The organism is Streptomyces sp. PL-29, from assembly GCF_058344425.1.
The window spans coordinates 49,708-72,295 of the sequence record NZ_CP136996.1 but is presented as its reverse complement, the minus strand read 5'-3'; the positions used below and the strand labels follow the sequence as shown (position 1 = coordinate 72,295).

Annotated in this window: 20 protein-coding genes and 1 pseudogene; 9 read left to right on the top strand and 12 right to left on the bottom strand. The window is 74.1% G+C overall.

Annotated features, from left to right (window positions below; translation table 11 throughout):
* Positions 1–208 precede the first annotated feature (208 nt).
* Entirely contained in the window at positions 209–868 is a 660-nt protein-coding gene (locus R4Z63_RS00360) for a maleylpyruvate isomerase N-terminal domain-containing protein (protein ID WP_384454817.1), read from the top strand.
* Between the two features lie 91 nt (positions 869–959).
* On the opposite strand, the gene R4Z63_RS00355 is transcribed toward R4Z63_RS00360, so the two are convergent.
* The 8 genes from R4Z63_RS00355 to R4Z63_RS00320 all read right to left on the bottom strand — a co-directional run bounded on the left by R4Z63_RS00355 (position 960) and on the right by R4Z63_RS00320 (position 9,830).
* Positions 960–3,023 carry a protein kinase domain-containing protein gene (locus R4Z63_RS00355; RefSeq protein WP_384454814.1) on the bottom strand — a complete coding sequence of 688 codons (2,064 nt, stop codon included), beginning with the start codon at positions 3,021–3,023 and terminating at the stop codon, positions 960–962.
* A 126-nt stretch (positions 3,024–3,149) separates the two neighbouring features.
* A complete protein-coding gene (locus R4Z63_RS00350; RefSeq protein WP_078556551.1) occupies positions 3,150–3,914 on the bottom strand; it encodes a restriction endonuclease in 765 nt (254 codons plus the stop codon).
* Between the two features lie 145 nt (positions 3,915–4,059).
* Positions 4,060–4,425 carry an STAS domain-containing protein gene (locus R4Z63_RS00345; protein ID WP_052030731.1) on the bottom strand — a complete coding sequence of 122 codons (366 nt, stop codon included), beginning with the start codon at positions 4,423–4,425 and terminating at the stop codon, positions 4,060–4,062.
* A 23-nt stretch (positions 4,426–4,448) separates the two neighbouring features.
* Positions 4,449–4,907 (bottom strand): response regulator, encoded by a 459-nt coding sequence (locus tag R4Z63_RS00340; protein ID WP_037922654.1) that lies wholly within the window; start codon positions 4,905–4,907, stop codon positions 4,449–4,451.
* Positions 4,904–6,487 (bottom strand): sensor histidine kinase, encoded by a 1,584-nt coding sequence (locus R4Z63_RS00335; protein WP_491522626.1) that lies wholly within the window; start codon positions 6,485–6,487, stop codon positions 4,904–4,906. Before R4Z63_RS00335 ends, R4Z63_RS00340 begins: the two co-directional genes overlap by 4 nt.
* Positions 6,488–6,591: 104 nt before the next feature.
* Complete coding sequence (locus tag R4Z63_RS00330; protein ID WP_384452332.1) at positions 6,592–7,824, bottom strand: PP2C family protein-serine/threonine phosphatase; 1,233 nt, start codon at positions 7,822–7,824, stop codon at positions 6,592–6,594.
* 223 nt (positions 7,825–8,047) lie between these two features.
* A complete protein-coding gene (locus R4Z63_RS00325; RefSeq protein WP_491522503.1) occupies positions 8,048–8,524 on the bottom strand; it encodes a MarR family winged helix-turn-helix transcriptional regulator in 477 nt (158 codons plus the stop codon).
* Between the two features lie 100 nt (positions 8,525–8,624).
* Positions 8,625–9,830, bottom strand: coding sequence for a PP2C family protein-serine/threonine phosphatase (locus tag R4Z63_RS00320; protein ID WP_384452215.1), 1,206 nt, complete (start codon positions 9,828–9,830; stop codon positions 8,625–8,627).
* A 100-nt stretch (positions 9,831–9,930) separates the two neighbouring features.
* Between R4Z63_RS00320 and R4Z63_RS00315 the strand changes: the two genes are divergently transcribed.
* A complete protein-coding gene (locus R4Z63_RS00315; protein WP_384452218.1) occupies positions 9,931–10,431 on the top strand; it encodes a MarR family winged helix-turn-helix transcriptional regulator in 501 nt (166 codons plus the stop codon).
* Between the two features lie 62 nt (positions 10,432–10,493).
* Here the strand turns inward: R4Z63_RS00315 and R4Z63_RS00310 are convergent, their stop codons facing one another.
* Positions 10,494–10,925 carry an ATP-binding protein gene (locus R4Z63_RS00310; protein WP_384452221.1) on the bottom strand — a complete coding sequence of 144 codons (432 nt, stop codon included), beginning with the start codon at positions 10,923–10,925 and terminating at the stop codon, positions 10,494–10,496.
* A 67-nt stretch (positions 10,926–10,992) separates the two neighbouring features.
* Positions 10,993–11,220, bottom strand: coding sequence for a hypothetical protein (locus R4Z63_RS00305; protein WP_384452223.1), 228 nt, complete (start codon positions 11,218–11,220; stop codon positions 10,993–10,995).
* A gap of 419 nt (positions 11,221–11,639) precedes the next feature.
* Here R4Z63_RS00305 and R4Z63_RS00300 point away from each other — a divergent pair, with 419 nt between their 5' ends.
* From R4Z63_RS00300 to R4Z63_RS00290, 3 genes are all read left to right on the top strand, one after another.
* On the top strand, positions 11,640–13,139 hold the full coding sequence (locus tag R4Z63_RS00300) for a PP2C family protein-serine/threonine phosphatase (protein WP_384452336.1): 1,500 nt from the start codon (positions 11,640–11,642) through the stop codon (positions 13,137–13,139).
* A 137-nt stretch (positions 13,140–13,276) separates the two neighbouring features.
* Positions 13,277–14,293 (top strand): cobalamin B12-binding domain-containing protein, encoded by a 1,017-nt coding sequence (locus tag R4Z63_RS00295; protein WP_106967601.1) that lies wholly within the window; start codon positions 13,277–13,279, stop codon positions 14,291–14,293.
* Positions 14,290–14,727, top strand: a complete 438-nt coding sequence (locus R4Z63_RS00290; protein WP_384452226.1) for an STAS domain-containing protein — start codon at positions 14,290–14,292, stop codon at positions 14,725–14,727. The genes R4Z63_RS00295 and R4Z63_RS00290 overlap by 4 nt, the downstream gene beginning before the upstream one ends.
* A gap of 7 nt (positions 14,728–14,734) precedes the next feature.
* Here the strand turns inward: R4Z63_RS00290 and R4Z63_RS00285 are convergent, their stop codons facing one another.
* Positions 14,735–15,019, bottom strand: a complete 285-nt coding sequence (locus R4Z63_RS00285; protein WP_384452340.1) for a TetR-like C-terminal domain-containing protein — start codon at positions 15,017–15,019, stop codon at positions 14,735–14,737.
* Here R4Z63_RS00285 and R4Z63_RS00280 point away from each other — a divergent pair.
* Both R4Z63_RS00280 and R4Z63_RS00275 read left to right on the top strand, forming a co-directional pair.
* Positions 14,989–15,315, top strand: a complete 327-nt coding sequence (locus R4Z63_RS00280; protein WP_491522502.1) for a virginiamycin B lyase family protein — start codon at positions 14,989–14,991, stop codon at positions 15,313–15,315. The two genes, R4Z63_RS00285 and R4Z63_RS00280, sit on opposite strands and share 31 nt — an antisense overlap.
* 81 nt (positions 15,316–15,396) lie before the next feature.
* A complete protein-coding gene (locus tag R4Z63_RS00275) occupies positions 15,397–17,343 on the top strand; it encodes a hypothetical protein (protein ID WP_384452232.1) in 1,947 nt (648 codons plus the stop codon).
* 162 nt (positions 17,344–17,505) lie between these two features.
* Here R4Z63_RS00275 and R4Z63_RS00270 read toward each other — a convergent pair.
* Positions 17,506–19,079: pseudogene (locus R4Z63_RS00270) on the bottom strand (S8 family peptidase).
* A gap of 1,243 nt (positions 19,080–20,322) precedes the next feature.
* Between R4Z63_RS00270 and R4Z63_RS00265 the strand changes: the two are divergent.
* A complete protein-coding gene (locus R4Z63_RS00265; protein WP_491522501.1) occupies positions 20,323–21,849 on the top strand; it encodes a sigma-70 family RNA polymerase sigma factor in 1,527 nt (508 codons plus the stop codon).
* 58 nt (positions 21,850–21,907) lie between these two features.
* Entirely contained in the window at positions 21,908–22,432 is a 525-nt protein-coding gene (locus R4Z63_RS00260; protein ID WP_384452241.1) for a hypothetical protein, read from the top strand.
* Positions 22,433–22,588 lie beyond the last annotated feature (156 nt).

The following is a 22,588-nucleotide window of genomic DNA, read 5'->3' as shown; positions in this document are numbered from 1 at the left end:
GGCGCGACCGCCCCCGAGCCCCGGTCGACAGACCGGCCCGGCCCGGCCCGGGTCCCGGCCCGACGACCGGCGGCCACCGTGCGTCCGATGGCCCGACCCGAGCCGGCGGCAACCCGGTCCACCACCGACGGCGCCGGCCGGGAGGCACCCCCGCCGGACCGGACAGCCGTGCTGGCCCGCCGTGGCGGCGCCGCGCTACGGTACCGCCATGGGCCTGTTCACCCTTTCCTGGACGGCGTTGCGCACCGCGGTCGCCGAGATCCCGGACCCGGACTTCGTGCGGCCGTCGGGCTGCGCGGGCTGGCTCGTGCGGGACCTCGTGTGCCACTTGGTCATCGATGCCCAGGACGTCCTGATCACGCTCGCCACCCCCACCGCGGCGGAGCCCACCGTCGACGCGATGAGCTACTGGCGCGTCCAGGACCGGCCCCCGACCGGCGAGGACCCGCTCGACGCCCTCACCGTCCGGCTGGCCGCCGCGTACGAGGACCCGGGCCTGCTCCGTTTCCACCTCGACGACATCGGCTCCGCCGCCGGCCGTGCGGCCGAACTCGCGGACCCGCGGGCCCGTGTGGGAACCCGCGACGAGGTTCTCACCGTCGCCGACTACCTGGGCGCGTACGTCCTGGAGTGGACGCTGCACCATCTGGACCTGATCGCCCACCTCCCGGACGCCCCGACCCCGCCGCCCGGAGCGGGCCTGGCCCGCTCCCGCACCATGCTGGAGGAGATCGCCGGGACCGCGTTCCCCACGTCCTTCTCCGACCGGGACGCACTCCTGATCGGCACCGGCCGCAGCGAGCCCACCGGTGCACAACGGGCCGAACTGCGCGGTGCGGCGGTGCGTTTCCCGCTCGTGCTGGGCTGACCCGCCCCACCGGGGGCGGAGGATGCGGACCGGGCCCGCCACCGAGCCCGCCGCCCCGAGCGGGGCCGGCCCGCGGCGGCTTCGGCCGTCCTCAACTCCAGGACGGATGGCCCTCGGCAGCGTCGCCGGTCGTCAGCGCACGCTCGCCGGTCCCGTCCGCGCGCACGGCCCGGATCACAGGCTTCTCGTACGGGCCGCGGACGAAGGCCACCCAGGTGCCGTCGGCGGACCAGGCGGGGTCCATCTCATGGGCGCCGGTGGCCACCAGCTCACGATCGCCGCTGCCGTCGGCGCCCACGAGGCGGATGTCGCCCTGGGTGCCCGCGCCGTAGGTCCCGGCCGTGTAGGCGAAGGTGGCGCCGTCCGGTGACCACACCGGGTCGAGTGCCGGATGGGGCAGCCGGGTGACCTGCTGCGGGGCACGGTTCGGGTCGGCGGGGTCGACCAGGTGGATCTGCCAGTTTTCCGGTGCGGTCTGCAGGCAGACCGCGATGCTCCTGCCGTCCGGGGACCACGCCGGATCCTCGACCTGGCCCATGCCCGAGGTGAGCTGGCGGGCCGTGCCATCGGCGACATCGACCACGAACAACTGCTGTACGCCGTTCTTGGCGCGCAGCACGGCGAGCCGGCTGCCGTCCGGCGACCAGGACACCCGGCCGCCGGCGATGGAGGTGATCCGCCGCGCGTTCGAACCGTCGGCGTTGGCGGTCCAGACGGCCGTCCCCTCCGAGGTGCTGCGGGTGAAGGCGAACGACCTGCGGTCGGGGGACCACTGGGGCAGGACGTCGCAGGCGCCCGCGCCCCCGGCCACGAGTTGCACGGGTTTCTCCGCGGCGGCGTCCCGGCGGGCGATGACGCCGTGGCAGGTCCCGGGCCAGCCCGGGGCGGTGTCCTGCCGGATCAGCAGGGGATCGGCCGGGAACGGGGCGGGCACGGCGGCGGAACCGGTGGGCGCGGCCGCACGGGGCTTGGAACCGTCCTCGGCCGAGTCCTTCCAGGGCTGCCACACCAGCACGCCGACGGCCGCGAGTGACGTCACGAGCAACGCGGCCACCGCTGCGCGGCGACGCCCGTCCCGCCCCGGAACCGCCCGCGCGGGCGCGGCGGCGGGGGAGAGCCGCTCGGCGGGGCCGGTCACGGTGTGCCGCTGCTCGGTACGGGAGGACTCCCCGGCGGCGGGTCGGGCGGCATCCGGTGCCGGAAGGCCCCGCGCGGTGTCCGGCGGGTCCGCCGGCGGGTTGTCCTGTGCGGTCGCCGGCGGGTTGTCCGGCGTGGTGGGACGCACCGCCGGTTCCGGGGGCGGGAGCAGCTGCGTCGCCGCCTCGGGCAGCCAGGACCCGTCCTCCGGGTGGCGGACGGTCAGTGTGGCGAGGAAGGCCGCCGGGGTGGGTCGTGCGGCCGGGTCCTTGGCCAGGCAGGCGCCGATGGCCTCGCGGAGTTCACCGGGTACCGCGGTCAGGTCCGGATCCTCGTAGACCACCTTGTAGTGCCTGGCGGCGGACGGGCCGTCGCCGAAGGGCGTGCCGCCCGCGGCCTGGGTCAGCACCACCCCCAGCGCGAACATGTCGACGGCAGGGGTGACCGCTGCACCGCCGGTGAGCTGCTCGGGTGCCAGGAAGCCCGGCGTGCCGACCTGCAGGCCGGTCTGTGTCAGAGCCGTTCCGTCCAAGGCGCGCGCGATGCCGAAATCGATGACGCGCGGCCCGTCCTCCGCGACGATGATGTTGGCGGGCTTGAGATCGCGGTGGATGACCCCCGCTCGGTGGATCGCCTCCAGCGCCTCGGCCAGGCCGGCGGCCAGGACGGTGAGTGTGTCCAGGGGCAGCGATCCGACGCGCGCGAGTACGGCCTGCAGGGTGGGACCGGGTACGAAGGCGGTCACCAGCCAGGCCGGATCCCCGTCCGGATCGGCGTCGACCACCGGCGCGGTGTGGAAGCCGCCGACCCGCCGCGCCGCCGCGACCTCGTCGGCGAACCTGCGCCTGAATCCGGGCTCGGTGCTCAGCTCCGGACGCACGACCTTGACGGCGACCGCACGGCCGGACTGGGAGCGGCCCAGGTAGACCACACCCATGCCCCCCTGGCCGAGCCGCCCCACCAGCCGGTACCGGCCCTCGCCGAGCGAAGTGGGATCACCCGTTTCGAGCGGCTTCATAAGTCCCCCGTCTCACACCTTGCGCGATGAACAGCCCCTCCTTACCCGCCGTGTCGACCGCCAGTCAAGCGAGGTCCCGGCCGTCGGGCTCGGTTCCGTCCACCGGGGTGCCGCTGCCGGCCGCCGTCACGGAGCGGTTCCCCGGGCGGGGGCGTGCGCGGCGGCGGGCGCGGGCTCGCCGGGGCCGGATTCCCAGGGGGCGGGCGCCCGCCCTTCGGTCCAGGCGGCCAGGCCCTCCCCGTCCACCCGTACGATCCTGCAGACATCGGCGTACTCGACGGCGGGCGCGGTGAAGGAGCTGGTCGTCACGATGACCGCCACGTCGGCCTCGTGGACCGCGAAGCAGGTGCCGCCGAAGCGCTGCAGATCCTGCGAGCCGACCCGGTTGCCCTCGGCGTAGTGCTTGCACTGGAGCACCACCCGCCGCCCGTCCGCCGTCGTGGCCAGGACATCGGCTCCCAGGTCGCCCGCCCCGCCGACCACCTCGACCGTTACGCATCCGTCCCGCGCGCACAGGGCGGCCACCGTGTGCTCGAAGCCGTCGGCGTCGACCGCGGTGTGGTCGAGCGCGTCACCCCCGACGTCGGGCAGGTCCACCGGCGGCTCCGGGTGCGCCGCGGGCCCGGGGGTGCGGACCGGGCGCCGGACCGGAGAGAAGCCCCATTTCGCCAGGAGCACGCCGAGCAGCAGCAGCGCGAGGGCGGCGACCAGGGCCGGCGGGAGCCCGCCCCCGCCCGCCCCGGCGGCGGCCTTCAGGAAGGCCGCGACGCCGCCGATGCCGGTGCCCAGCAGCCCGAGCGCGAGCACCGCGTCGCGCCCCAGGGATCCGGCGCGCCCCGGGTGTCCGGCTCGCCGTACGGACGCGGGAGCGTCCTCTTCGCGTGTGGTCATCACCCTTCCCCTCCCGCCCGGCACGCCGTGCTGCCCGCCCCGACCGGTGTCGGGACGGGCAGCACGGCGGACGCCGAAGTCTGTTCGACGCCCGTATGGCCGGGAATCCGGATCCCAAACCGGTCGGGGAGTCCCCGGGGCAGGTTCAGCCCCGGCGCGGCGGGACGGCCATGACCGCTCCCTCGGCGACGGTGGGTGCGGTGGCAAAGGCCAGGTCGGCGCCGGTGATCTCCAGGAGCCGGGCCAGCCGGCGCGGCACGGTACCCGCCAGGACCACCGGCCGGTCCAGGACGGCGGGTTGCAGCATGATGCCGAGCGCGGCCGAGTCGACGAAGGTCACCGCGGTGACGTCCAGGACGAACCGGCTGACACCGGGCGCCGCGGGATCCAGCGCGGTGCGCAGGTCCGCTACGGTGTCGATGTCGAACTCACCCGCCATCACGACGATGCGCACGTCACCGTCGGACCGGGTCTCGACATGACCGCGCGCCTCGGCATCGTGCGTGTCCATGCTGCTCACGTCCTTCTCCTCCGTCAGCCGGTGCGGGGCAGTTTGACCACGGTGACGAAGAAGTCGTCGATCTGCTGGATGGCCCGGATGAACTGGTCGAGGTCCACCGGCTTCGTCACGTAGGCGTTAGCGTGCAGCTTGTAGCTGCGCAGGATGTCCTCCTCGGCGGCCGAGGTGGTGAGCACGACCACGGGGATGTGGTTCAGCTCGGGATCCGTCTTGATCCGTTCGAGGACCTGCCGGCCGTCGTACTTGGGCAGGTTCAGGTCGAGCAGGATCAGATCGGGGCGCGGGGCGTTCGCGTGCTCGCCGCGGCGGTAGAGGAAGTCCAGCGCCTCCAGGCCATCCCGCACCACGTGCAGCACGTTCCCTATTTTGTTGTCTTCGAAGGCTTCGCGGGTCATCAGCTCATCGCCGGCGTCGTCCTCGACCAGGAGGACTTCGGCGGGGGTGGCTTGGGGACGGTCTGCGGGAGTGCTCATCGGCTGGTTCCTTGTGTGGGCAGGGGGGTGGGCGGCGCCGTGTCTGCGCCGGGCCCGGCGGTCCGGGGCGTCTCCGCGCCGACGGCCGCGGGAGTGGTCGCGACGGCGGCGTCGGGGAGGGTGAAGACGATCCGGGTGCCGTCCACGTGGTCGGTGTCGATCCGGATCCGCCCGCCGGCGTGCTCGACGATCTTCTTGCACAGCGAGAGGCCGATTCCGGTTCCGCCGTAGGTTTCCCGACCGTGCAGCCGCTGGAAGATGACGAAGACCTTCTCGGCGAACTCGGCGGGTACTCCGATGCCGTTGTCGGTGACGGTGAAGGTGTGGAATCCCGCCTCCGCGGCGGGGTCGTCGACGACGGCGACCTCGACGCGCGGAGTTCGCTCGGGCGAGCGGAACTTGACGGCGTTGCCCACCAAGTTCTGCCACAGCATGGTCAGGAGGGTCGGGTCCCCCACCACAGCCGGGAGACGCTCGGGACGGATGATCTCCGCGCCGCTCTCCTCCACTGCGGCCGCCAGGTTGCGCAGAGCCCGGTCCAGAGGGCCGTCCAGCGCGACCGTCTCCCGCGCGTCCTGTACGCGGCCCACCCGGGAGAACGCCAGCAGGTCGTTGATCAGAACCTGCATCCGCTTGGCGCCGTCGACGGCGAAGCCGATGTACTGGGCGCCGCGCTCGTCGAGCCGGTCCCCGTAGCGCTTCTCCAGCAGTTGGCAGAAGGAGGCCACCTTGCGCAGCGGTTCCTGGAGGTCGTGCGAGGCCACGTACGCGAACTGTTCCAGCTCGGCGTTGGAGCGGCGCAGCTCCACTGCCTGGGCGTCGAGTTCGGCGGCCGTGCGGTCGAGCCGCTCCGCGTTGCGCCGCGAGGCGTTGAGCTCGGCGACGGTCCGGTGCCGCATGGCCTCCACCGCCCCGGCCAGGTCCCGCAGATCGGACGGGCCGCGCAGGGGGATCTCGTGGTCGAAGGCCCCGTCGGCCACGCGCTGGGAAGCGGTCCGCACCAGGGCGAGCGGCCGCAGCACCCCCACGTGGAGTAGGACGGCGAGGGCCGTTCCGGCCAGCAGGAACGCCACGGCGATCGCCATCAGGATGTGGTCGCGCTGCGAGCGCGCCTCTGCCAAGGTGGTGCGGGCGTCGGCCTGGATGCGGTCGAGGCGTGCCTGCTGCGCGGCGATGCGGCGGCGGACCTCGTCGAAGCGGTCCTTGCCCGCCTGGAGGGAGGGCGGTGCGGTGCCGTCCTCGACGGAGGCCATGGCCGGGGCCGCGAACTCCCCGCGCCAGGTCCGGGCCGCTGCCTCGACGGCCGCCAGGTCCTCGCGCACACCGGTGTCGCCGTCGAGGAGCGTGGACAGGTGGCGGACGGCTGTCGTTTCGTCGGCCAAGCCGCGTTCGTACGGCTCCAGGAGCGCGGGTTCGCCGGTCAGCAGGTAGCCGCGGACACCGGTCTCCTGGTCCAGGAGGGCCGATTCCAGCCGCAGGGCGTCCCGCTGGGCGGGCAGAATCCCGTCGACGAGCCGGTTCCCGGCCGTCGTGGTGTGCGACAGGAGGGCGGCGCCGAGCGCGCCCGTCCCGACGACCATGACGGCGAGTACGACCAGCACGCCGGTCAGCCAGCTCCGGAGGCTCGGTCCTCGGCGCCCCGGGGTGCGTCCTCGGGGTGCTTCGGGCGGCTGTGCGGGGGAGGTCACGTGGGGGAGTTCCATTCCAGGTGGAGGACGGCGACGTCGTCGGCCAGGCCACCCCAGTCCGCGGCGAGGCCCTGTGCCGCCTGGATGAGGGTGTCGACGAACGGTTCGGCGGCGAGGCCGGCGTGGCGGCGGGCGATCTCCAGGAGGCCCTCCTCGTCGAGGCGGTCGGGGCCGGGACCGACACGCCCCTCGATCAGCCCGTCGGTGAAGAGCATCACGGCGTGGCCGGCCTCCACGGGTACGTCGGTGACGGGCCAGCCGGCGCCCCAGCCGGGCACGATGCCCAGCGCGGGCCCTCCCGGAACGGTACGCAGCTCCACACCGGCCGCGGAGCGGACCAGGAAGCCCGGGTGTCCGGCGCGTTGCACGCGGACGGTGCCGGTGCCGACGGGGCGGGTGAGGGAGACCAGTGTGGCGAAGATCTCCGGGCCGGAGCGCTCCGCCAGCAGGATCCGTTCCAGAAGTCCCAGTAGTTCGGCGCCCCGGGCGCCCGCCATGACGAAGGACCGCCAGGCTACGCGCAGGCACACGCCGAGCGCCGCCTCGCTGGGGCCGTGGCCCGACACGTCGCCGACGACGGCGTGCGTGGCCCCGTCGGGGGTCTGGACGACGTCGTAGAAGTCCCCGCCCAGCAGCGTCTGGGCGCGCCCGGGATGGTAGCGGGCGCAGACACTGACGGCATCGGGCGCATTGTCCAGCAGTAACGGCGTGGGAAGCAGGCCGCGTTCGAGGCGTGCGTTCTCCTCGGCGCGGAGCCTGCTCGCCTGGAGGGCGACGGCCGCCAGTTCGGTGCGCTTGCGCTGGATCGCGTAGCGGATGGCGCGCATGAAGACGTCGGCTTCCAGACGTCCCTTGACGAGATAGTCCTGGGCTCCGGCCGCGACGGCGGTCAGGCCCGCCTGTTCCTCCGACAGGCCGGTCAGGACCACGACCGCGGCCTCGGCGGACACGGCAAGGACCTTTTCCAGCCCGTCCAGGCCCTGTGCGTCCGGCAGGTGCAGGTCGAGGAGGACGCACTCCGGCGCCTCGGCCTGCAGCAGCCGCAGTGCGTCGGCGAGGGACCGGGCCCGGCCGAGGCGGACCTCGATCCCGCTGTCCTCCACGAGCTCCTCGACGAGCACCGCATCGCCCTCGTCGTCCTCGATGAGCAGGACGTACGGAGGGATGCCGTTCCACAGCGCCAGCGAGTCGCCCGGCTGGCCGGAGGACGCGGGCCGGGGCCGGATCATCGCCTGCTGCGGTGCACGGGCGGCCGGGCGCTGGGCCCCGAGCCCGGAGATGCTCACCATGGCGTCGCGTCTGTCCCTTCTTGTCCGGACGGCGGACGCCCGACGGACGCCTGGCTCCGTCGGGTAAGCCTAGAGTGATCATTTGCCGGAAGACAATATTTTACGAACTCAATGATTCTGCCATGCCGACGGACGGGCCCGGCAAGCCCCCCGCGGCCGCCGGTCAGGCGCTGTCGGGGATCCGGGCCGGGGACGGCTGCCCGGCCGCCTCCCGGAACGCCGTCAGGCCCGCGGTCAGTGCGTCCACGGCCTCGGGTGCCATCCGGCCGAGCACCGCTGACAGCTCTCGTATCCGGATCTCGCGCCGCTCCTCCAGCAGCGCACGCCCCCACGGCGTGAGCCGCACCTCCACCTCGCGCCGGCTCGCCGGATGCGGTGAGCGGGTCAGTAGCCCCATGGCCTCCAGCCGGTCGCAGAGCCGGGTGACCGACGGCGGACGGGCACCGAGCACGTGGCCCAGGGTCCGCAGATTGACGCCCTCGGCCCCCTCGACGGCGAGCAGAGCCCGCAGCTGCGACGGTGACACGGCGGGTTTCACGCCGTCCTGGCCCCTGGCATGCAGCACGGCGAGGAGCTCCGCCGCGGCGGCGAGGACCGCGGCCGGGTCCTCGTACGCGTCGGAGCGGCCGGGACGGGCCATGCCACCACTGTGCCACCCGCCCGTCCGGGCGGCCCACCCCGCGCCGCGGTCCGCCCCACCGCGCGGTCCACCCCGCGCCGCACCCCGTCCTGCGCCGCGCCTACCGCTCGCCGCCGCCGGGCTGCGTACCCGGCCTGCCGTGCCAGTCCAGGCAGACGACCATCGCGTCGTCGGTCGCGTCCACACCGCCCCGGAAACCGGGCAGTTCCTCCAGCAGCGCGCGGGGCACCTGCGAGGGAGGCAGCAGCCGGGTGCTCGCGACCGCCCGGGCCAGGGCATGCAGCCCGTAGCGCTCGCCCGCCGGGGAAAGGACGTCGTAGACGCCGTCGCTCAGGAAGAACAGCCGGTCCCCGGGCAGGATCCGGAAGCGCTGGCAGGTGTAGACCGTGTCCTCGAACATCCCGAGCGGCAGCTGCGCCTCCAGCCCGAAGGGTTCCAGCGTGCCCCCGCGCAGCCGCCAGATCCGGGGCGACCCGGCGTCGATCACCTCGGCCTCGCCGGTGTCCAGGTCGAAGCGGAGCAGCAGCATCGCCAGGTGCAGCCGCCCCTGGTACTGGCCGTAGAGGGCCTGGTCCGCCAGCGCCGCCTGGTCGGCGAGGCCGAGTCCGGCCCGCCGGGCGTTGCGCAGGGCGCTGACGGCGAGACTGGTCAGCAGAGCGGCGTCGATGCCCTCACCCATGCCGTTGTTGACGGTCAGCGTCAGGTGGTCGGCGGAGGCCGACCAGTCGAAGCTGTCGCCGTGGATGGCGTACGCGGGCTCCAGCTGGGCCCCGAGGTCGTACTCGGGCCGCGAGCAGGAGCGCCCGGGCAGCAGCTGCCACTGCATCTCGGCGGCCAGGGTGAGCCGCCTCGCCCGGCGCGCCTGGAGGAAGAAGTCGGTGTCGCGGTCGGCGACGACGATCTCGTGGGCCAGCGCGTCCGCCACGTCCTGCAGCGGTCCGAGCAGTGCGCCGACCCGGACTCCGGCCGGGTAGCGGACGCTCAGGACCCCGATCCGGTCGCCGCGCACGCTCACCGGCAGGTGGACGGTGGCTCCGTCCGCCCCGGACACCACGTGCGGCTCCTGGGCGCCGAAGGCCCGGCCCTCGGCGCTGTTGTACGCCGACACGGAATCGACGGTGAAGGGGCGTGCCGTGACCGGCTGCAGCCGGGCGCAGGCGTAGTCCGCCATGAGCAGTTCCGCGCTGGCCGCCCCGTGGTCGCGGGTGAGGACGCCGCGGACTTCCTCGAAGAGTTCGTGCGGCGCCGCCTCGCGCAGCCGGCGTTCCACGTTCCCGCCACCCTCGCTGTGTTCGCCTTCGGTCACCGGCCCCGCACCTGTCTTCCTCGCAACTGCCAAGATGGGGGACGACGGAGCCGCCGGCCCGCCGGGGAAGGCTGCGCGTACGTCCGGTAGGGAGTGTCACATGAGTCAGCCGTCGATCGGCTCCCCGCGGCCCGCTGTGTCGGCGGTGGGGGAGATGAGCGAGCTGATCGAGCTGTTGGAGGTGGTCTGGGAGCGGGGCCGGGACACGGTCAGCGACCAGCCCGTCTCCTCCGCGCAGGCCCGGGTCCTGTTCCTCGTGGAGGGCAACGGCCAGCTGAACCTGCGTGAGCTCGGCAGGTTGCTGGAGGCCGCCCCGCCGTCCGTCACGCGGCTCTGCGACCGCCTCCAGGCCGTCGGCTTCCTCGAACGACATCCCGGCTGCGACGACCGACGTGAGGTGCTGCTCCAGCTGACGCCCGCGGGCCGGACGTACCTCGCACGGCTGCGCGCCCGCAGGCAGCAGGTGCTGGCCGAGGCCATGGCCGCGATGCCGCAGGCCTCCCGCGCCGCCCTGGCGGCGGGGCTCGCCGCCTTCTGCGCGGCGGTCGCGGAGCCGCTGCGGCTGCCGGCTCCGGAGTCGTTCACCGGCAGGACCGCCTGACCGGAGCCGGGCGCCGGCCCGCCGCGGCTGCCTTCTGCCGCCGCGGCCCCTACCGGAGCGGGTCAGCTCAGGCGGAGGGCCGTCGTGATGGTCTTTCCGTCGGGACGGGCGGTGCAGTCGACCTGTTCCGTCAGACGCTGGACGAGCGGCCAGCCGTACCCGCCGGGCTGCTCGACCGTGCCCGTACGGGCCGCGGGCAGGCGGGGGCTGGCGTCGCTGACGGACAGCCGCAGGACGTCGTCCGCGATGTCGGCCCGGAAGGCGGTGACGCCGGCACCGTGCCGGATCGCGTTGGTGACCAGTTCCGACGTGACGAGCAGAGCATCCGCGGCGGTGGCACTGCCGAGGTCCACCCCGGCGCGGAGCAGCAGTTGACGGACCTGCTCACGGGCCGCGGCCGCGGTGCCGGGCGGAGCGGCGGGCCGGTGACCGCCGGTGCCCTCACGCTGCTGCTGCGCGCCCCGGGAGGCTTCGGGCGACGGGGGTGGGATCATGCTCACCGCCCGCCCGTGGACGCACGGGCCGGATCGCGGCGGTCCGCTCGGGAGCGGGCGGGAACGCTCAGCATGCGGTCGCGGTCGTCGCGCCGCCGGCCGTGCCGAACGACGGTGCGGATCCGGGCGGCTCGAACAATCGCCGTACGGCGGTCCGCCGCAGGCCGCCCACCGCTGCTCGGGCGGCGGCACGGGCCAGGAGCGGGGGGTTGCCCTCGTCGGCTCCGCCGCGCAGGCCGACGACGGGCGCGTCGCGTTCCGTGGTCGTGGCGACAGCCGCTTCCTCTCCGGTCACCGGGCCATCCTCCTACATAGGGCGCGGGCCTGGCGACCGGGTGCCCGCAGGACGTGCGGACCGACATCGGAACACCCCTCAGGGATGAATCCTCGTTCCCACGTCCGGCCCGGGCGGGGTTGCACGGTGCACGGCCCATGGAGGATGGTTGCCGGAGGGCAACTATCGCGCCGATGCCGGTGCCGAAGTTGTTCCGAGGTCCGTCCGACGTGCTGAACGCGATGAAGAGGTGAGGGGTCCGCGCAGCGGACCTTCAAGGTTTGGTTCCTTCCACCGAGACGACGTCGAACCCGCCCACCGCGGGCCTGTCCTGGAGTCAGGCCCCCTACCCGGTGCTGGTGGCCGACGCCGGCGCCGTCGTGCTCCACGCCAACGAAGCCGCCGGACTGGTCTTCCCGGACGCCCGCCCGGGCGCGTCGATGGCGGACGCGGTCCCCGGATGGCTTGCGTCGGCGCACGCGCGCTGCACCACGCAGCTGCCCGCGCAGCGCCCGTCCGTCCGGGCCGGCACCCTCAAGGGCCCGGTGGGCGACCGCTCGTACGAGGCACACCCGACGCCCGGGGCCGACGGGACGGTCGTCTGGTGGCTCGTGGACGACACCGACCACCGCCTGGCCCGCGAAGCCCTGTGGACGGAACGGGAACGCACCGAGTTCCTGGTCCGCTCCTCCAACCTCCTGCTGTCGTCCCTCAACCTCGACCGGTGCATGGACGTCACGGCGCAGATGGCGGCCGACCACCTCGCGGACGCGGCCCTGGTGTTCGCCCCGCCGCACGGCTGCGAGCTGCCGATCGTGGCGTGCGTCCGCGGCGGCAGCCCCGTGGTGTCCCGAGTGGTCGTCGACCCCGAGGAGGTGCCGGGGCTCGCCGAGGCGCTCCAGGGCTTCCCGCCCGTCCCCTCCCGCTGGCTCGACCCGTCCGCCGCGCCGGCCTGGCTCGTGCCGGACGGCCTCGACACCGTGGGGTCGATCGTCATCACGCCGCTGCCCGGCCACGGCGTGCCCGCGGGTGCCCTGGTCCTGCTGCGGTCCGACGGCGCCGAAGCGTTCACCGAAGGAGAGGAGTTGTTCGCGCGCCTGTTCGCCGCCCGGGCCGGCGCCGCGATGTCCGCCGCCCGGCTCTACGCGGAACAGGCGTCGATCACCGACACGCTGATGCGCGAGCTCCTGCCGCCCTCGCTCCACCAGGTTTCCGGAGTGGAGTACGCCGGCGGCTACCGGCCCTCGAAGGACCACGAGCGGGTCGGCGGCGACTTCTACGACGTGCACCCCGCCGCCGAAGAGGGGGCCCCCTCCCTCGTCGTCCTCGGGGACGTGTGCGGCAAGGGCCTGGAGGCGGCGGTGATGACCGGCAAGATCCGCAACACCCTGCACGCCCTCCTGCCGATGGCCGACGACCACCACCGGATGCTCAGCCTGCTCAACACCTCGCTGCTGAACTCCGAGAACACCCGTTTCGCCACCATGGTCCTCGCCTCCGCGTCCCGGGACGGGAACACGGTGCGGCTGAGCCTGACGAGCGCCGGACACCCCGCCCCGCTGATCCTGCGTTCAGACGGCAGGGTGGAGGAGGCCCGTACGAAGGGCACGCTGGTGGGCGCGCTGCCCCGGATCACCACGCAGACGGCCCGCGTGACGCTGGCCCCCGGGGACACCTGCGTGTTGTACACCGACGGGATCAGCGAGGCACGGGGCGGGCCCATGGGCGGCGCGATGTTCGGGGAGGAGCGGCTGCGCCGCGCCCTGTCGGAGTGCGCGGCGATGCCGGCCGAGGCAGTGGTGGAGCACGTGCAGATGCTCACCGCCCGGTGGGTGGGGGCCGGCCGCCACGACGACATGGCCGTCGTGGTCATCTCGGCGCCGCGCACCAACCACCTCAGCGCCGTGGACGGGCACACCCGCGGGCGGTTCACCGCGTGAGCCCGCACGACCGCAGCGTGGCCCCCGCCGCGACTCCTGCCCCCGTACCCGCGCCCGCGCCCGCCCGTACACCCGCCCGGGCCGGGACTCCGGCTCCCGCGCCGGAGGAACTCCGCGCGCGGATCTGGGAGTCGGTGATGGCGTTCGACGAGGCCGCCACGGTCGGTACGCTGCTGCACGCACTGGACCGGGGCACGCCGGCGGAGGACATCCTGCTGGACGTCATCGCCGCCGTACAGGGCAAGGTCGGCCGGGAGTGGGCGGCGAACCGCATCACCGTCGCCCAGGAGCACGCCGCGACCGCCATCAACGACCGCGCCGTCGCCGCCGTCGCCCTGCACCCGGCCGCGCGCACGGAACCGACGCGCGGCCGGGTCACGGTGGCCTGCGTGGACGGCGAATGGCACGCCCTGCCCGCCCGGCTCCTGGCCGAGGTGCTGCGGATCAGGGGCTGGCACGTCGACTACCTCGGCGCGCAGGTCCCCGCCCCTCACCTCGTCGCGCACCTGCACCGCACCGGCCCCGAAGCCGTGGCCCTCTCCGGCTCCCTCGCGACCCGGCTGCCCGCCGCACACGCGACCATCACCGCCTGTCAGGCCGTCGGGACCCCCGTGATCGTGGGCGGCGCCGCCTTCGGCCCGGAAGGCCGTTATGCACGCCTGCTGGGCGCGGACGCCTGGGCCCCTGACGCACGGGCCGCCGCCGACGAGCTGGCCCGCGGCCCGCTGCCCCGGCCCCGGCCCGGCCACCATGCCGTCGACGACCTGCCGCACCTGGGCGACCAGGAGTACACGCTGGTCGCCCGGAGCCGCCCGCGGCTGGTCCGGGCCGTTTTCGACCAGCTGGAGCAGGCCTCCGCGTCCCTGGGCGGGTACACCGACGAGCAGCGCGAGCGTACCGCCGAGGACCTCTCCCACATCGTCGAGTTCCTGGCCGCCGCCCTCTACACCGGCGACGGGGAACTCTTCTGCGGCTTCCTGCTGTGGACCGCCGGTGTCCTGGACGCCCGCGGGGTGCCGGCCGCCTCGCTGTTGCCCGCCCTGCGCATCCTGGAGCGTGAACTGCAGGACTTCCCCCGCACCGTCGCCACCCTGCGGGCCGGAGCCTCCGGTCTGACCCGTACCCCTCTCACCGATGCCGGGACCGCCGAATGACGAGCCTGCCCCCCGCCCCGCTCGGCCTGACGTACTCGTCCTCGCACGAGGCCGTGCGCGTCGAGCTGAGCGGCGACCTCGACCACCTCCACGCGGACCGCCTGGTAGAAGCCGTCGACCGCCTCCTCGCTGCCCATCCCGGACTGCGGGACCTGCGGCTGGACTGCGCCGGGCTGTCGGCCGTCGACTCCAGCGGCCTGGCGGCGCTGCTGATGGTCCGTCGACGCACCGACCAGGCGGGCGCGGGGCTCCACATCGACGGCCGGACCGTACAGCTGAACCGCATCCTGGAGATCACCGGAACCCTGGAGCACCTCACGGCGCCCAGCGCGGGCGCGCAGGCACTGCGCCGCACCGGCGGCACCCGGCCTGGCGGCCCGGCCGAGCAGAACCCGCCGGCCGCACCGCCCGGCGGCCCGGAGCCGGGCGCCTGAGACCGCGTCAGCCGTGGCACCGGGTGCTCGCCGGTGGGCCTGTGCGGTAGGCCCCCGCACGCCCCGCCGCTGCCGCGGCCGACGCACACCGGGAGGGCAGCGCCGGGTCCGGGCCGGCCCGTAGGAGCAGCAGTTCGTGGTAGAGCGGTGCGGTGGCGGCGACCAGCAGGGCTCGGGCGTCGGCCGGGCCCGGCAGCTCCCCGCGCGCGGTGGCGCGGTCGACGACGACGCGGCAGCGCGCGTAGCGGTCGTCCCAGAAGCGTGCCAGGGCGCCGGCTGCCTCCGGCCGGATCGGCCGGCTGGACCCGCTCGCCCCCCGGCGGCGCCGTCACCGCGTACCCGCTGCCGGACCCTCAGTGCCGGCCGCACGCGGTGGCCGTGGCACCCGACGGCGCCTGCTGGTACACCGCCTGGGCCACCGGACGGATCGGCCGCGTCACCGCGGACGGCCGGGTCACCGAAACGGCCCTGTCCGGACCCGACTGCGAACCGCACGGCCTCGCCTTCGGACGCGACGGCACGCTGTACGTGGCCCAGGAGAGCGGCGACATCACCCGGTGGGACATCACGGCGGCGACGGGGGAGTGACCCGGACCGGGCTGCCCGGCGGCGGCGGTGTGCGCGAGCGCGGCGTGTGACCATCGCAGGATTCACTCGTTTGACGCCAGCGTGAGCACCTCTCAGAGATTCGGCCCGACCGGGGTCGAGCGCGCCGAGGCGGCCCTGGTCGAGCAGTACCCCCGACTGGTCCGGCTCGCCTACCTGACGCTCCCGGACTCGCTGGTCCGGCACACCCGCGTCCTGCTGGCCCACAAAGCCGTGCAGCGGGCGCTGCCCCGCTCCGGCACACCGGCGGGACCGGCCCCCGCAGAGGGCGGGCCCGACCGGCCCGACCCGCACCTCGCGCTGGTCCGCGCCCGCGTCCTGCGGGCCACCCTCACCCCCTCGGGACCCCCGGGCACCCTCCGGGGCCGGATCGCCCGGCCGCCCGTCCCGCCCTTCGTGTGGGGGCTGAGGCTGTGGCCGCCCGCGGGAGGGATCGACGAGGCCGCCCGGACACTCAGCGGTGTTCCGGCCCCGGTGCGTGCGGCGTTCGTCCTCCACCACCTGGACGACCTCCCGGAGCACGAGCTCGTACGCCTCCTCGGCCGGGCAGGGGCGGCCGATCCGGCCGGTGCCCTGCACGAAGCCCTCGCTCTGCCCGTCGGGAAGGAACTCCTCGAGGCGTTGCGTCGACCGGAGTTCGACGCCAGCGTGGTCAGCGCCCGCCCCACCGACCTGCTGCGCAGACGCCGCAGGGCACGGGCCTGCTGGGCCGGTCTCGCCACCCTGGCGCTGGCCCTCACCGCGCTCTGTGTCCACGGCTCGCGGCCGGCTCCCGGCGTGCGGCCGGCCGCCGGGCCCGCGGTCTCCACGGCGCTGGACCCCGCCCGGCTCCAGCGCGTTCCCGCCGAGGCCTGGGCCGACACCGCCCGCGTCGACTTCACCGCCTGGCCCGCCCGCGGCGGCCGGACCGGCGACCGCGACCTGCTGGCCCGTGCACTGGGCACCTGGGCCGCGCCGGGCAGGACGCCGGTCGCCGCGGCGCCCGGCACCACGGCCCAACCGCCCGCGCAGCCGCCCCAACTGCTGTACGCGGGCGAACTGGACGGCCGCGCGGTGGTGCTCATGCGCGACGGGGACCGCGTCGTGCGCTACGGCGAAAGCGCCACCGGGACAACGGGCGGCAGCCGCACGCTCGACGTCACCCGCACCGACGACGCCGGGGTCACCACGGCGGCCGCCCTCACCCTGTCCCGGACCCCCGACGGGACGTCGGCCCGCTACCTCCTCGCCCCCTGGATCGCGACGACCGCCACCCGCGACCTGCTCCGGGCGGGCGACACGGGACACCCGCTCGCCGTCGCCGCCGACGGGGTCACCGCCCCGGCCGCGGTACCTCCGGCCGGCGGATCCTGTACCTCCTGGCCCGTCCTCGAACTCACCTCCTCGACCCGCATCGTCGAGAAGCACTCCTTCGTCCTGACCGACCTCGGCGCGCTGTCCCCGGTACACCTGACCTACACCCCGCTCCCGGACGGTCCCGGCGCTGTCCCGGCCCGCCAGCCGCGGGAGGTCACCGCTCCCGAGGCCCGCACGGCCTGGGCGCGGCTGGCCTGTCGGCTCGGTGATCTGCGTGGCGGCGCCTACCGGGCCGTCAACGTCTGGGACTTCGCGGCCGCCGAACTGCCCGACGGCGCGGGCCGTGCGGTCTGGTCCTGCACCCGGGCCTCCGGCTGGGCCGGGCCCGGCGATGTCGCGGTCCGCCTGCGGCTGGCTTCCGGAACGCCCCGGGACGTGGCAAAGGCCCGGTCCACCGCCGCCTGCGGCAGGTTCGGCCAGCACCTCCTCGCGGGTTTGCGCTGGCGCTCCCCGGCCGGCCGCTGGTACCTGCTGGCCGCCGGAAGCCGCCAAGTCGCCGCGATCACGGCCACGGGAGCCGTGCGCGCCGCCACCTCCGACCGCACCCTCACCGCACCCTGGTCCGGACCCGACGGCCCGGTGTCCCTGGTCGCGACCCTCGCGGGCGGCGGCACGGTCACCGCCCTCGACGGAGCGGGGGGCGGCCGCGACTAGACCGGTGGCCGGGGCGCGGGCCGCCGGTCGCTCGCGGCCGGACCCGCTGCGCCCCTCGTAGAGCCCTGGCGTCCGTGAACGATGCGGCGGGGGCGACCACCATATGGTCGCCCCCGCCTGTTCATCGCGGCTCAGGAGTCGTGCGCCGCTGCCTGTGCTGCCTCAGAACTGCAGCGCCCAGGAGTCGATCTTTCCCGGTGTCGAGGTACGCGTTGTCGCTCACCCCGCAGCTTCCACACGCCGTTGGCGACCTCGGAGGAGGCGTTGACGGTGTAGTTCCTGATGATGTTGTCCGCGCTGCCGCCCGAACGGTTGTGCAGGTTGTACAGGGTGCCGTCCGGCGCGACCAGGTCCACCTTCAGGTCGCCGATGTAGGTGTGCTTGATGTCGACCGCGACGGTCAGCGCCGCCGGGGCGTTGCCGGTGACCCCGCTGACGGTGACGGGCGATTCGACGGTCGAGTTGTCGCTGATCGCGTAGTCGGCCGTGTTCTCGAAGCGCTTGCCCGGCGGGACGGTGCCACCCCCACCGACGTTGAGCAGCAGGTTCGGGGAGCCCGAACCGGGGCTGGACACCACGTTGGGAGTGGCGCCCGCCACGAGGGCGTCACGGACCTGCGCCGGGGTGCTCGAAGTGTTCTGCGACAGGTACAGGGCCGCGGCCCCCACCACGTGGGGCGTGGCCATGGAGGTGCCGGAGATGGTGTTGGTGGCGGAATCGCCGGTGCCCCACGCGGAGGTGATGGAGGAGCCCGGGGCGAAGAGGTCCAGCACGCTGCCGTAGTTGGAGTAACTCGCCCTGGCGTCGGAGCTGGTGGTGGCGCCGACGGTGATGGCCTCGGCGACGCGTGCCGGGGACTTGGTGGAGGCGTTGGTCGACTCGTTGCCCGCCGCGACACCGTAGGTGATGCCGGAGGCTATGGAGTTGCGGACGGCCGTGTCGAGTGCCGAGTCGGCGCCGCCGCCGAGCGACATGTTGGCGACGGCGGGCTTGACGGCGTTGCGGGTCACCCAGTCGATGCCCGCGACGACCTGGGCGGTCGTGCCGGAACCGTTGTTGTCGAGGACACGGACGCCGACGATCTTGGCCTTCTTGGCAACGCCGTAGGCCGATCCGCCGACGGTGCCGGCGACGTGCGTGCCGTGGCCGTGGCCGTCCTGGGCGGTGTTGTCGTTGTCGATGGCGTCGTAGCCGTAGGAGGCGCGACCGCCGAAGTCCTGGTGGGTGATGCGGACTCCGGTGTCGATGATGTACGCAGTGACGCCCTCGCCCGCCTTGTCGGGGTAGGTGTAGCTCCTGTCGAGAGGGAGGGACCGCTGGTCGATTCGGTCGAGGCCCCAGGACGGCGGGTTCGGCTGGGTCGTGTCCACGGTGAAGACCCGGTCCTGCACGACCGACTGGACGGCCGGGTCGGCGGCGAGTTTCCTGGCCTGCGCCTCGGAGACCTTGACGGAGTAGCCGTTGAGGGCCGCGCTGTAGGTCCGGTCGATCTTCGCGCCGTACCGCTTGGCCACGGCCCTGCCACTGTTGGCGGTGGAGCGGGCAGCGGAATCCTTCAGGGTCACGATGTAGCTGCCGGAGACGCTCCCGGCCGCCCCTGCGTTCTCGATGACACCCTGCGCGCCGCTGTCGGCGGCCGAGGCGGGCAGGGCGGCGGCCGCGCCGAGCGCGAGGGCCGCGACCGCGGTCGCGCTGACGCCGGCGAGCCTCCGGCGGGTGTGACGCATCACGGACATGTGGGGGGTCCTCCTCATGGGCGGTGCACTTCGGGGATGGAGCGCAGCCGCTGCCGACAGCCAGGCGACATGCACATGACAGAACGTCAACTCGGCTGCGCTGCAGCAAGGTTGACCCACCCGCCGCCTCACCCACAAGGGGCCGACGGGCGCGTAGCGTCCGTGCCATGCGCCGGCCATGAACGGGCAAAGACGCGCCGCACATGACGCGGGCACGGCCCGCGGTGCCGGCCCGGGGGTCCAAGGGTGCCGGATACCCGCCCGCGCTGCCGCTGCCGCCACGACAGCGTGGCCGACGGGCGGCCCGGTTTCACGCCGAAAGCCCTCAGGGTGGGAGCGCGGCCCGGCTGCGAACCCTCGCCGGTGGAGGCGCTGCCCGCAGCTGCCGCTGCCTGGGCCCCTCTTCGCGGCATCCGGCGGAGCGACGCGCTCCGCAGGTTCTGCGAACCCGACGGATTCCAGCCACACCGCGGCCCGGGGTGAGGGCTCCCATGGCATGCGGTCCGCCGAGGGCGCCGCGAGTCGAAGCCCTCTGGCGCCGGGCCGGAGTCCTGGCGGGGAAGCGCAGGTGGATCGGTCCGGAACGCCGTGCATCGTCGACCGGGCCACGCTGAAGCCGAGTTGTGAAGTTTTCGTGAGCGCGCCGATGCGGTACGGCCGTGGGGCGCGGCACCGCGGGGCGGTGCGGCCGGTCCGGGCGTCCCGCGAGGCGCTCACCGGGGTTCCGGTTCTTGTGATCCTCCTGACAAAAACGTCGGTGAGGAGGTGGAATCCACGAAACGAAACGCGCGCCCGGAGGGCGTCGCCGCCGCGCAGGAGAACGACTGCCGTGACGCCCGCTCCCGTTCTGACCGACATCCGAAGAACCGAAAGGCCGACCACAACTCGCTTACAAAAGGAACTGGTTGCGCCCTCATAACAGGTTTTGACGTATCAGGAGCCGCCTTACGAAGCCTGGTTGGCGCGATCGGAGCATCCGGTCCGATCGTGCTCACCGACTCCTCGCGGCGGTCCTGAACCTGCTTGCCTGCAGCCCGGCCAGCGTGCACACTTGCGCGAATTCCGCTCGGGCGCAGCGTCGCACCCTCATGACAGGTGCACCCGGCACTGATGCCCGGGTCTCCAGCAAGCCACACGGGAGCGAGTGTTGATTACACCGGGCACCGACCGCCGGCAGCATCTTCGAAGCCTCAGCGACGGGGAACTCTGCGCCCTGTTGCGCGGCCATACCGCGGAGCCCGACGTGGTGGTCAGCGACGTGATGGACGAGGTGTTCGCCCGTCACCATTCCACGGTGCTCGCCTACGCCCGCACGTGCTGCCGAGACCTCGCCACCGCCCAGGACCTCGCCGCCGAGGCCTTCGCCCGTACCTACCGGGCCGTCGCCTGGGGGGCCGGGCCCGAGTACGCCTGGCGGCCCTACCTGCTGGCCTGCGTGCGCCGTCTGGCGGCCACCTGGGCGCGGGAGGCATCCCGGACGAGACTGTCCGACGACTTCGAGGAATGGGCCGCCCAGCTCTCCGCGGGCCACGACACCGAGGACGCCGTCTTCACGGAGGAGGAAGGGTCGCTGATCCTGCGTGCCTACCAGTCGCTGCCGGAGCGCTGGCAGGCCGTTCTGTGGCACTCCGTCGTCGAGGGCGAGCCGGCGGCCGCGACCGCGGCACGCCTCGGGATATCGGCGGGCGGGGTGGGCTCACTGGTCGCGCGTGCACGGGAGGGCCTGAGAGAGGCGTACCTGCGCGCCCACCTGGACCAGAGCGCAAGCGACGAGTGTCGCCACTTCGGAGGGCAGATCGCCGCCAGGCTCCGCCGCCCCGGCACCCGCCTCACCCGGGACCTGGGCCGTCACCTCCAGGGGTGCGACGGGTGCGCACGGGCCCAGCGTGACCTGCGGGACGTCAACGGCCGCCTGGGTGTGCTGCTGCTGGGCGGAATCCTGCTGTGGAACCCTGCCTCCTTCCTGTCCGCTCTCGGCGGGAACGGCACACACCTCGCGGCAGCCACCCTGAACGGTACTCAGCTCGCCGGAGCCAAGGCCGGAGCCGTGAAGTGGGCCGCTGCGACGGCCCTGGCGGGAACGGCGGCCACCGTGGCGGTGCTGCTGCCGGCCGACTCCGGCAACAGCGGGGCCGGTCCGGACGCGGCTGCGGTCAGCACGCCCGGAGCCCTGAGGGTCCCGCTCCCCGAAGCCGTCCCGATCGAGGCCATCGGCTCGGCGGACTTCGCCCGGGCACCCGCCACGAAGCTCCCGTCCGCCTCCGCGTCCGCCACGCCGCCCTCGGCGTCGACCTCGGCGTCGCCCTCCCCGGATCGCACCGGTGCCGCTCTGGTCAACGTTGCCTCGGGGCTGTGCGTCGGCCTGGGCGGGCACGATTCCGGCGGCGCGGTGGTGCTGGAGAAGTGCACCGGGAAGGCGGACCAGGGGTGGCAGCGGCTGCCCGCCCACGGCAACAGCTACCAGCTTCGCAATGCGGACACCGGAACCTGTCTGGAGGGAAGCACCGCCGGCGGGAACCTCGCCGAAATCACCCTCCGCTCCTGCCGGACCGGCGCGGACCGGGCGACGCAACTCTGGCGGTTCGAGACGGACGCGCGGCACAGTGCGTACCGCGTCTGGTTCGTTCCGAAGGCCCCGCGCACCGACTACGCCGACCACCTGCTGGGCCCGCGCAACTGGCCGAAGGCCGACCCGCCGCGTCCGGGCTCGGAGTTGGTACACCTGCCCGACTACTACAACTCGGTCAACCTGCTCTTCGACCTGAGGTGACTTTGAGGGTGCGGCCGCCGTCGGAGCGCGGGCCGGGCGGGTGTGCATACTGCTGGACATGAGGTCTTCGCCCGTTGCCCGTATCCATTTGATGATCACGTTCGTGCTGGTGATGTGCGGGATGGCGGGCGGGGCCTGTTTCGGTTGGCTGCTGGGCGGGCGGGCCTTGGGCGTGCTGGCCGCGGTGGCGGCGGGGCTCGGGGCGGGGGTCGGTTCGTTCCTTTCGCGCCGCCACGTGACCTCCTTCCTCCGCTCCGACCCCGCCCCGGCCCCCGCCTCGGGGGCTGGTGTCGAGGGAGGGGACGGGTATGCGGAGGGCGTCGCGGAGGCGGTGTTGGTCAGCGTCGCGACGTATCAGGCGGCGGTGTTCCCCCTGACGACTTTCGGCGTCAGCGGGGAGGAACGCGACGCGCGGCGGGGCGTTGCCTACCGCGTCTGCGCGCATGAGGGTCTGTCACAGGCGGTGCGCGTGTCGGCGGCCGCCGCACTGGAGGCGGTGGACGAGGGGGCGGACGCCGGGCGCGCGCATGCCGCGATGAGGGCGCTGTCACTGGCCGTTCACGACCAGCGGGCCGCCCGCTGAGCAGGCGGTCCACCAGTCCACCAGCCCTGCACCATCCCTGCGCGGCGGCGAGCGAACCTGCAGAGGCCGAGGCCGGTAGCGGCCCCACCGCAAGGCACGGTTGGTGGTGACCATCTGGCCGACGGCCGTGTCGGAGCGCTGGTTCGCCTTGGCTTC